Origin of the sequence: Shewanella sp. 10N.286.45.A1 (genome assembly GCF_041470405.1) — a bacterium.
Lineage (GTDB): Bacteria > Pseudomonadota > Gammaproteobacteria > Enterobacterales > Shewanellaceae > Shewanella.
Genome location: NZ_JBFRMK010000232.1, coordinates 1 through 9,926, shown reverse-complemented (window position 1 = coordinate 9,926; position 9,926 = coordinate 1). Strand labels below are relative to the sequence as shown.

The 9,926-nt window shown below is 44.9% G+C and carries 7 protein-coding genes; 3 read left to right on the top strand and 4 right to left on the bottom strand.

Annotation, left to right across the window (positions count from 1 at the left end; translation table 11 throughout):
• Positions 1 to 53: 53 nt before the first annotated feature.
• The 4 genes from AB4238_RS16605 to AB4238_RS16590 form a co-directional block, all read right to left on the bottom strand.
• Positions 54 to 1,424, bottom strand: a complete 1,371-nt coding sequence (locus AB4238_RS16605) for a MipA/OmpV family protein (RefSeq protein ID WP_372034430.1) — start codon at positions 1,422 to 1,424, stop codon at positions 54 to 56.
• Positions 1,425 to 1,754: 330 nt separating this feature from the next.
• Positions 1,755 to 3,137 (bottom strand): NAD(P)(+) transhydrogenase (Re/Si-specific) subunit beta, encoded by a 1,383-nt coding sequence (locus AB4238_RS16600; protein ID WP_372034429.1) that lies wholly within the window; start codon positions 3,135 to 3,137, stop codon positions 1,755 to 1,757.
• A gap of 6 nt (positions 3,138 to 3,143) precedes the next feature.
• Positions 3,144 to 3,419, bottom strand: coding sequence for an NAD(P) transhydrogenase subunit alpha (locus AB4238_RS16595; RefSeq protein ID WP_371992287.1), 276 nt, complete (start codon positions 3,417 to 3,419; stop codon positions 3,144 to 3,146).
• Complete coding sequence (locus AB4238_RS16590; protein ID WP_372034428.1) at positions 3,420 to 4,607, bottom strand: Re/Si-specific NAD(P)(+) transhydrogenase subunit alpha; 1,188 nt, start codon at positions 4,605 to 4,607, stop codon at positions 3,420 to 3,422.
• Positions 4,608 to 4,955: 348 nt separating this feature from the next.
• Between AB4238_RS16590 and AB4238_RS16585 the strand changes: the two genes are divergently transcribed.
• The 3 genes from AB4238_RS16585 to AB4238_RS16575 all read left to right on the top strand — a co-directional run bounded on the left by AB4238_RS16585 (position 4,956) and on the right by AB4238_RS16575 (position 9,283).
• Entirely contained in the window at positions 4,956 to 6,737 is a 1,782-nt protein-coding gene (locus AB4238_RS16585; RefSeq protein ID WP_372034427.1) for an assimilatory sulfite reductase (NADPH) flavoprotein subunit, read from the top strand.
• 91 nt (positions 6,738 to 6,828) lie between these two features.
• Positions 6,829 to 8,526 (top strand): assimilatory sulfite reductase (NADPH) hemoprotein subunit, encoded by a 1,698-nt coding sequence (gene cysI, locus AB4238_RS16580; RefSeq protein ID WP_372034426.1) that lies wholly within the window; start codon positions 6,829 to 6,831, stop codon positions 8,524 to 8,526.
• The gene (locus AB4238_RS16575; protein WP_372034425.1) at positions 8,519 to 9,283 is read left to right on the top strand and encodes a phosphoadenylyl-sulfate reductase; all 765 of its coding nucleotides are present in this window, start codon (positions 8,519 to 8,521) and stop codon (positions 9,281 to 9,283) included. Before cysI ends, AB4238_RS16575 begins: the two co-directional genes overlap by 8 nt.
• The last annotated feature ends 643 nt before the right edge of the window (positions 9,284 to 9,926 follow it).

Sequence of the window (9,926 nt, the reverse complement as noted above, 5' to 3'; positions counted from 1 at the left end):
CTAAATGATCGGCATTACCGCATTATGCGGCCTTTTTTAATTATAAAAAACGTTTAGAAATGCCACTGCAGGTAAACCGATTGATAGTTACTGCCACCACTTATGCGGCCAAAAGCTGAGCTTGATTCAAAAATGCCGGAGCGGTGATGGATACTGTAACCAAACCAGAGATTTTCCATATCGCGTGAATTGAAAATATCACCGACATTGACATCTAAAGAGAAATCTAAGTAGTTAAGCAGCTTCGATGGTTTGTAATTTTTCTCTGCAAGCTCGCTCGATTCTATATAGGTCACGCTACTGGCATAAGATAAACCTTCGGCGACACCAAGCCTGAAGCGCGGCCCAATTTGGAAGGTGTAATAGGTCTTAATTGCGATAATGGCTTCGGCAATATCATTCTGAACTTCTGAGTCATGATGCCAGACTATCCCTGGGGTTAAATACATTTCGATGGGCAGAGTAAACAAGGTATCGGTTAACTGTGTTCCATAAAAAGCCGAGGTCATCTGGTTGTTGTAAGGATCGGTTTTGGTCTGCCACTTGAGTATGGCATTCAGATTTGATGGTGTTGCCCAACCGTGGGCTATACGCAGGTATTCAGTCGGCTTTTCCTGTTTAGTTATGACAGGTTTAGCTGAGTAACTCTTTTTCTTTGACTCGGGGAAAAAGCCGAAACCAAAGAAGGACTCATACTGAAAACGGTTGTTAATAGTAGGCAGGTTATAAACATCATCTTCTAAGCGGCCAACGCCGAATTGGCCGAGTAGATATAGATTACTAATCACATGGTAACGTGCTTTAACACCTGCATTAAAGCTCACGCCACCGCCAACATCATATTGTTCTAAGCCGTAATAGAACTGATTAAAGTCAGCACTTTTCCATTGGAACTCAGCGTAGGGTATTAAGCGCCAGTCTTCAGACTCCCAAAGGTATTGGGTTCGGCTATAACCATAGCTGCGCTTGTGCGAATCAGATAGAAAGGCCAAGTCGACATCCCACTGATCTTTAACAAAGCGGTATTGTAGCCCGAAATCGAAAGCTTGTGATTGGGTATCATTTTGCAGTTCTTGCGGGATATCAACAAAACGGAAGCGGGTGTAAAGGTTTACTTGATGGTTATCGTTTTTCCAAATATGCCCTGCGGCTTCCATACCGTTTATGTAGAAATAGTCATTTTGAAAATAGATAAGTGGCAGTGTGTCATACACTTCATCTTCTTCGGTGGCATAAGGAATATCACCGCGGCGCATACCAATACCTATGCCCCAGTTATCACTCCATTGATATGTTGCTGGTTGCAGGGCAGCTTCATTAGTCACTGGAGCGGTTTTAACTGGCTCATCATTGGCCTGAACAGCACTTAAAGGGGTGAGCAGCATCAAGCTGACAGAGAGCGTGGTAATGAAATTTAGTTTCATATTATTCTTCTTATTTAAAAAGCATGGACTTTGCTCTGTGTTATCGATTTTACTGAGGGAACGACCATTAATGGTAATCAATCCCTCGCCTACATGGATGTAGGTGCTTAGGTTCAGCATGGCGCAATGAACCTGCGATTAAAGCCTATTAAATTCCCACTGAATCCTGCATCTTCAGGTAGCACGGGTATAAGCGCAGTATCTGTTTCATGAAGTATAAGTAAAATTTACTTTTAAGTCTGATTTTTATACATAAGCTTAACAAATTAAGATAAATCTATGATTAAAAAAAAGACCGCAAATGCGGTCTTTTTAGGTTTGTATATTGCCTTAATCAGCTTCTTTCAAGCTTTGCGTTAACTCAACAATGGCTTTCTTACCATCGCCAAACAACATGACTGAGTTATCCATTGCAAATAATGGGTTAGGCAAGCCAGCAAAACCAGGGCTCAGTGAACGCTTGACCACTACTACCGTTCTAGCTTTGTCGACGTTAAGAATTGGCATACCGTAAATTGGGCTACCTTTATCTTCGCGTGCCATTGGGTTGGTAACATCATTGGCACCAATAACAATCGCAACATCAGTCTGCTCAAACTGCGGGTTAATCTCGTCCATCTCGATTAACTGCTCGTAAGGCACTTCAGCTTCTGCTAGTAACACGTTCATGTGCCCAGGCATACGTCCGGCGACAGGGTGAATAGCGTAAAGCACATTGGTGCCACGCGCTTCCATAACTGACGCTAGTTCGCGCACTGCATGCTGTGCTTGCGCCATCGCTAAACCGTAACCTGGCACAATCACAACGCGCTCAGCGGTTTCTAGTAGCATGGCTACCTCTTCAGGTGATGAAGAGGTGACTTTACCGGCATAGACTTCGTCAGCATCGACGGTTTCGCCGCCTTCTGCCATCACGCCAAATAGCACGTTAAATAGCGAGCGGTTCATCGCTTTACACATGATCTGCGTCAGAATAATACCTGATGCGCCAACCAAAGAACCCGATACAATCAGTACTGTATTGCCGGTAATGAAACCTGTGGTTGCCGCTGCAATACCCGAATATGAGTTAAGCAGTGCAATAACTACTGGCATGTCTGCGCCGCCAATAGGGATGACTAACAACAAACCGAGTACCAGAGATACAGCAACCAGTGCGTAGATAAGGTTGATGTTGCTTGGATCCATCACAATAGCAATGGCTAACCCAATAGCACTTATTAGCAGTAATGCATTGAAGATTTTATTACCTGGCACCTTTATCGGGTTACCAGAGATAAGCTCCTGCAGCTTTGCAAAGGCGATAAATGAACCAGAAAGCGTCACCGCACCAATAATCACTGTTGCACTAATCGACACCAGTGCAACGGTATGAGTGGCTGACTCTGGGTCAAGGAAGTTAGCGAGTGCGATAAACAGTGACGCGCCGCCACCAAAACCGTTTAGCATCGCAACCATTTGTGGCATTGAAGTCACTTGGATTTTGGTCGCCATCACAGCGCCAATGGTACCACCGAGTAACACACCAGCAATAATCCACTCGTAGCTCAAAATGCTTTGATCTAACAAGGTAACCACGACAGCGATGAACATACCGAGTGCTGAAAGTTGGTTACCTCGTACTGCCGTACGGGGCTTGGTTAGGCCTTTTATCCCTAAGATAAATAAGCTCGCAGCCACCAAATAGGCGAGATAAATAATCGTCGTACTCATAGTGGCTTATTTCCTTTTGAACATAGCTAGCATGCGGTTAGTAACCATGTAGCCACCAACAACATTAATTGTGGCAAGTACCACAGCGATAAAACCTAACACATTAACCCAGACTCCCGCGCCAGAACCGGCTGACAACAGTGCGCCAACTAGTGAGATCCCAGAGATTGCGTTTGAACCTGACATCAACGGTGTATGTAGTGTTGGCGGTACTTTAGTGATCATCTCGACGCCGAGGAACACTGCGACCATAAATAGGGTCAGTAAAAGTAAAATTTCCATTTATTTAGCCTCAGGTGTAGCAGCTTCAGGTGTTGGTTCCTGCGCTGGTAGTCCTAAAAGATCGCGTAGACGCGCACTTGCCACTTCGCCTTTGTGCGCCACAACAGTATCGTTAACAATTTCATCGTCGAAATCGAGATGCAATACACCATCGTTGTCGACAATCAGTTTAAGTAGGTTTTCGATGTTAGTACCGTACATTTGGCTAGCATGATTAGCCGCACTGCCAGGCACATTTGATGGACCTAGAATGGTCACACCTTTGTAAACCACCTCTTTGTCGACTTCTGTTAGCTCACAGTTACCGCCAGTTTCAGCGGCAAGATCAACGATGATAGTGCCACTTTTCATGCCATCAACCATCTCTTTAGTGATCAAGATAGGTGCTTTTCGACCTGGAATAGCAGCAGTGGTGATAACGATATCTTGCTGGGCTAAAACGTTGGCCATTGCTTGCTGTTGACGTTTTAAGAAGTCATCGCTTTGCTCGGCGGCGTAACCACCTTTGGTTTCGGTATTTTCAGTTTCTAAATCGAGCTCTACTGGTTTTGCACCGACAGAGATGATCTGTTCACGAGCCGCAGGGCGAATATCGTAAGCTTCAACCACCGCGCCTAAACGTTTAGCGGTTGCACAAGCTTGCAGGCCTGCTACGCCAACACCCATGATAAAGGCGCGTGCAGGTTTGAGGGTGCCTGCTGCTGTCATCATCATCGGAAACAAACGTGGTGCTTTATGGGCTGCCAGTAACACCGCTTTATAACCTGCAATCGTGGCCATCGACGATAAGATATCCATGCTTTGCGCGCGTGTAATTCGCGGCACTAGCTCAAGAGCAACCGCTGTAGCGCCTGTCTCTGCAATGGCTTGAGCATTCTCAGGCTGAGCTAAAGGATCCATCATACCGACGACAATCTGCTCTGGTTTAATGCTTGTCTTGAGCTCTGCAAGCTGTTCGCCTTTAGCGTTAACAACAGTAATTACATCGGCGTTACTTAGGACTTGTTCGCGGGAGACGACTGTTGCGCCTGCTGCGATATAGTCTTCATCGGTAAACCCTGCGTTACTTCCTGCATTGCTTTCGACCAGTACTTGCACATTCTTTTTTAGGAGTCGGGCCACATTGGCTGGGATCAGTGCAACTCGACTTTCTCCAGCGTGACTTTCTTTGGGGATACCTAACTTCACAAAGGTTAACCTCTCAGTTGAGGACATTCGTAGGGACAGATGTCATTTTTTATTTGTAAGGTTGCATATTGTGGCGACTCTGAATTTAGACACAAGTGCATATTTTTCAATATCGTGTTTCCGGTACTGGTCAGACTGAAAATTTTGCGCTAGGCCACACTTTTAGATAGAAGTTTGCTGTCATCAAGCCCACTAAAAGTGAATTCATTCAAATGTCAGTTACTTTTGTAGCTTAATTTTCGAATTTTGTATATTCCAAAATGGAATTAAAAATCATCTTTTATTCTTTTTTACTTTTGGAGTGAAGGGCTAAGCTTGCCAACATTATACTGATACTGGGCCGTCCTAATGTTGTTAAAAGAGCTTTCATCACTCGCATCACCTTTGTCTTCTGGACAGGTCGATAAGTTAAAACAGCTAACTGCTGAGCTGAGTGCCGTTCAACTTGCATGGGTAAGTGGTTACCTCGCGGCTACGTCAGAGCAAGGAACATCCGCTGCACCACAAGTAAGTGCAGAGCAAACGATTACTATTTTATATGGTAGCCAGACCGGTAACGGTCGTGGGGTTGCAACTGAGCTTGCTGAGAAAGCACAAGCGCAAGGTTACGCAGTTAACTTGGTTTCAATGGGCGATTACAAAGCGCGTCAGCTAAAACAGGAAACACTGCTACTTCTCGTTGTAAGCACACATGGTGAAGGTGATGCGCCAGATGATGCTATCGAATTGCATAAATTCTTGTCATCAAAGCGTGCCCCTAAGTTAGATAACCTTAATTACTCGGTATTGGCATTAGGTGATTCAAGCTATGAATTCTTCTGCCAGACGGGTAAAGATTTTGATACTCGCTTAGCTGCACTTGGTGCAACTGCTATTTCACCGCTTATTGAGTGCGATGTTGATTACGAAGAGCTCGCTGCTACTTGGCAAGAGAGCGTACTTGAAGCCGTTAAGCCATTAATCGGCAGTGCAGGTGCTAGCGTGGTTTCAATTGCTGGCGCTGCAACATCAGCAACATCAAGCTTTACTAAGCAAAAACCTTACACCGCTGAATTATTAGTCAGCCAAAAGCTAACGGGGCGAGATTCTGATCGCGATGTACGCCATGTTGAAATTGAACTGGGTGAATCAGGTATTAGTTATCAGGCGGGTGACGCGCTGGGTGTGTGGTTTACTAACAGCGAACAATTGGTTAATGAACTGCTTGAAAGCTTGAACCTCAACGGTGACGAACAAGTGGCCTTAGGTAGCGACAATGTGAGTTTGCGAGATGCGCTACTTAATAAGAAAGAGTTAACACAACTTTACCCTGGACTGGTAACAGGCTGGGCAGAACTCAGTCAAAGCCAAGCATTGCTCGACATCAGTAGCGATAAAGCGCTGGTTCGTGAATATATTAATAATAACCAAGTGGCTGATTTAGTGCGCCAGCATCCCGCAACAGTGAATGCTGAGCAACTAGTTGGCTTGCTTCGTGGTATCACGCCAAGGCTCTACTCTATTGCGTCTAGCCAAGCTGAAGTGGAATCAGAAGTGCACTTAACGGTAGCGTTGGTTGAAGATGAGCGTGATGGTGTTGCCCGCTTTGGCGGCGCTTCTCAGTTCCTCGCTAGTGCAGAAGAGGGACAACAGTTACAAGTTTATGTTGAACCTAATAATCACTTCCGCCTACCAGAAAACCCGGAAACACCTGTCATCATGGTTGGTCCTGGAACGGGTGTCGCACCCTTTAGAGCATTTATGCAGCAACGTTCAGCCGATGGCATCGAAGGCAACGCATGGCTAATATTTGGTAATCCTCACTTTGAACAAGATTTCTTGTATCAAACAGAATGGCAGCAATACCTGCAGAGTGGTGAGCTTTCACGCATCGATTTAGCTTTCTCTCGCGATCAAGAACATAAAGTGTATGTGCAACATAAGATTGCTGAGCAAGGCGAAACGCTATGGCAGTGGTTAGAAAATGGTGCACATTTCTATATCTGTGGCGATGCAGAGCGCATGGCGAAAGATGTACACCAAGCACTACTAGATGTCGCGGTTAAGTTTGGCGGTAAAACCATTGAGCAAGCAGAAGAGTACCTAGAGACCCTGCGAGCAGCAAAGCGTTACCAAAAAGACGTTTACTGATCTCTATTTGAGCAAGCAGAACGCATTGATGAGGCGCTGGTCGTTAATCTACCAGCAGCATATATAAAAGAATAATAGAGAGTATCTTGCTATGAGTGAGAAGAAGTTAGCAGTAAACGAATATTTAAAGACCGACAGTGATTACTTACGTGGCACCATTCAAGAGGGTTTGGACACGGCGGTTACCGGTGCATTTAGTGAAGGTGATCAGCAGTTAATTAAGTTTCATGGTTTCTATCAACAAGATGACCGTGACTTGCGAAACGAGCGTAAAGAGCAAAAGCTGGAGCCGCTTTATAGCTTTATGTTGCGTGCTCGTGTTGCTGGTGGCGTGTGTTCGCCACAGCAATGGTTAGCGGTTGACGATATTGCTTCAAACCTAACTAGTTCAAACAGCATTCGTTTAACGACGCGTCAAACTTTTCAATATCATGGTATTCCAAAGCGTAACTTGAAGACCATTATTCAAGATCTTGACCGTGAAGCATTGGATTCGATTGCAGCTTGTGGTGATGTAAACCGCAACGTGATGTGTAACCCAAATCCGGTTGAGTCAAAGTTACATCAGCAAGCTTATGCTTACGCCAAGCAATTGTCTGACAATATGCTGCCGCACACAAAAGCGTACGCTGAGATCTGGTTAGATGATGAGAAGTTAGTTACAACAGAAGGTCAAGAGGTTGAGCCTGTTTACGGTAAGACTTACCTACCACGTAAATTTAAGATGGCTGTCGCAGTACCGCCAGATAATGATGTTGATGTTTATACCAATGATTTAGGCTTTGTGGCTGTTGCCGAAGCGGGTGAGTTAGTTGGTTTTAATATGGTTGCTGGTGGCGGCATGGGCTCGACTCATGGTGAAGTTGCCACTTTTCCGCGTTTAGCTGACGACTTTGGCTACATTAAGGCGGAAGATACCCTTAAGTTTGCCGAAGCGGTGATGACCGTACAGCGTGATTGGGGTAACCGAGAGAACCGTAAACTTTCTCGTCTTAAGTATACGATTGTGAAGCACGGCTATGACGCCTTTAAAGCGGAAGTTGAAAAGCGCACGGGTATTAAGTTTCAACCAAAGCGTGATGTGGTCATTGGTGATCGCGGCGATCGCTATGGTTGGAAGCAGGGTGTTGATGACAACTGGCATTTAACCCTATTCATTGAAGGCGGTCGTGTTAAAGACTTACCGGGTCAACCGCTGCAAACAGGCCTGAGAGAGATTGCAAAAATTCACCAAGGTGATTTCCGCATGACCTCTAACCAAAACATTATTATTGCTGGTGTTCCTGCAGCTGATAAAGACAAAGTTGAAGCGCTAGCAAGGCAGCACGGGTTGATGGGTAAGCTTATTACCGAAACCCGTGGTCACTCGATTGCCTGTGTAGCGCTACCAACCTGTGCGTTAGCAATGGCTGAAGCGGAGCGTTATTTCCCGGACTTCTTGACCAAAGTAGAAGCATTACAAGATAAGCATGGCTTTTTGGATCAAGGTATTGTGATCCGCATGACAGGTTGCCCTAACGGCTGTGCCCGTCCATTCGCTGCTGAGATTGGCTTAGTGGGTAAAGCACCTGGTCGTTATAACCTTTATCTTGGTGCAAGCTTTGAAGGAACACGGTTAAACAAGTTGTACCGTGAGAATATCCAAGAAGCTGAGATCCTTGCTGAGTTAGATAGCTTGTTCGCACGTTATGTTGCAGAGCGAGAAACCGGTGAGACATTTGGTAACTATACCGTTCGTAGCGGTGTTGTGACCGCAGTGATAGATGCTGCTAAGGACTTTCATGGCTGATTTGCAGAGTAATTCTGTTATCTCTAAAGAGGCGCTGGCAGCTTTGCTTTCAGCGCCAGAAGTAGAGCAGCGCGCAGAGCTAGAAAGAGTTAATGCATTTCTTGATGAGTTAACGCCGCCGCAACGAGTTGCTTGGGCGTTAGAATACTTGCCAGGTAAGGCTGCATTGTCCTCAAGCTTTGGCATACAAGCCGCAGTTATGCTGCACCTGGTTAGTCGCCAGCAGTCTGACATACCGGTAATTTTAACTGATACAGGATACCTTTTTAGCCAGACTTATAAGTTCATTGATGAGCTGACGGAGCGGCTTACCTTGAACCTTAAGGTATACGCCTCACCTTTAAGCGCTGCTTGGCAAGAGGCCAAATATGGCTTTTTGTGGTTGCAAGGAATTGATGGGCTGGATCGTTACAACCAGATCAATAAAGTTGAACCCATGCAACGTGCACTTAAAGAGTTAGAAGTAGGGACTTGGTTTGCAGGGCTTAGGCGCTCGCAGTCAAGCACCCGTGAAACTCTGCAAGTGCTAGCGATCCATGGTAAGCGATATAAGATGTTGCCAATCATCGAATGGAGCAATAAACAGGTTCATGATTACCTTACTGAGTTTGACCTACCTTACCACCCATTATGGGACCAAGGTTATGTCTCGGTTGGTGATACACATTCAAGTAAACCGCTTGAACTGGGTATGACTGAAGAGGAAACCAGGTTTAACGGTATAAAGCGTGAATGTGGCTTGCACTACGATATTTAATTTAGAGTTGTGAATACTGACTTTTAATGAATATCTAAGTGGTACTGATGTACAGCTTATAGGTTGTATAGTGTTATTTATTGCTATTTGATAACCATTTAACCCTATAAGTTAAAAGGACTTTAATTAGTTTTTAGTCCTTTTTTAAAATATTTGTACATTTTTACTCACAAGGTTATGCACAGCTGTTTTTTTTAAGCTATAGTTCATCGTTCCCGTAGATGGTTTTAGGAACTGTTCCGTATCAAACCTAATTAGGTTTAGTGACATTTAGTCTTCCACTGAATGATTCTTATAGTCGAGATATATGTATATTCTCCTATTTTAACATTCATCTAAATGTCGCAGGCGGAGTTGTCAGTAACCCAACAAACCAAGCTCAGTTTGCGCAACGTCAGCGCTTTAATTGAGTGCTTAGATTGGCTTGCTAGCGCCTGCTTATCCAAAGCGAGTTATCCCCCAGATAGCCTGATATGGCTGTCTGGGGCTTATCCTTCCCATAACCACGTTTTCAACAAACCCTTTAATCAATGACCCTTGTCGAAATCATAATCTGCAGCGAGAACACGACTCCAGTGCGCCAACGATTAATACCAATTATATTAAGTGCTTGACCCGTTCAGGGCCCCTCAGTCTTTTCAAT

Coding starts and splice junctions, on each gene's coding strand:
- AB4238_RS16600 (WP_372034429.1), bottom strand. CDS start 3,137: ATGAGTACGACGATTATTTATCTCGCCTATTTGGTGGCTGCGAGCTTA.
- AB4238_RS16575 (WP_372034425.1), top strand. CDS start 8,519: ATGGCTGATTTGCAGAGTAATTCTGTTATCTCTAAAGAGGCGCTGGCA.
- cysI (WP_372034426.1), top strand. CDS start 6,829: ATGAGTGAGAAGAAGTTAGCAGTAAACGAATATTTAAAGACCGACAGT.
- AB4238_RS16585 (WP_372034427.1), top strand. CDS start 4,956: ATGTTGTTAAAAGAGCTTTCATCACTCGCATCACCTTTGTCTTCTGGA.
- AB4238_RS16595 (WP_371992287.1), bottom strand. CDS start 3,419: ATGGAAATTTTACTTTTACTGACCCTATTTATGGTCGCAGTGTTCCTC.
- AB4238_RS16605 (WP_372034430.1), bottom strand. CDS start 1,424: ATGAAACTAAATTTCATTACCACGCTCTCTGTCAGCTTGATGCTGCTC.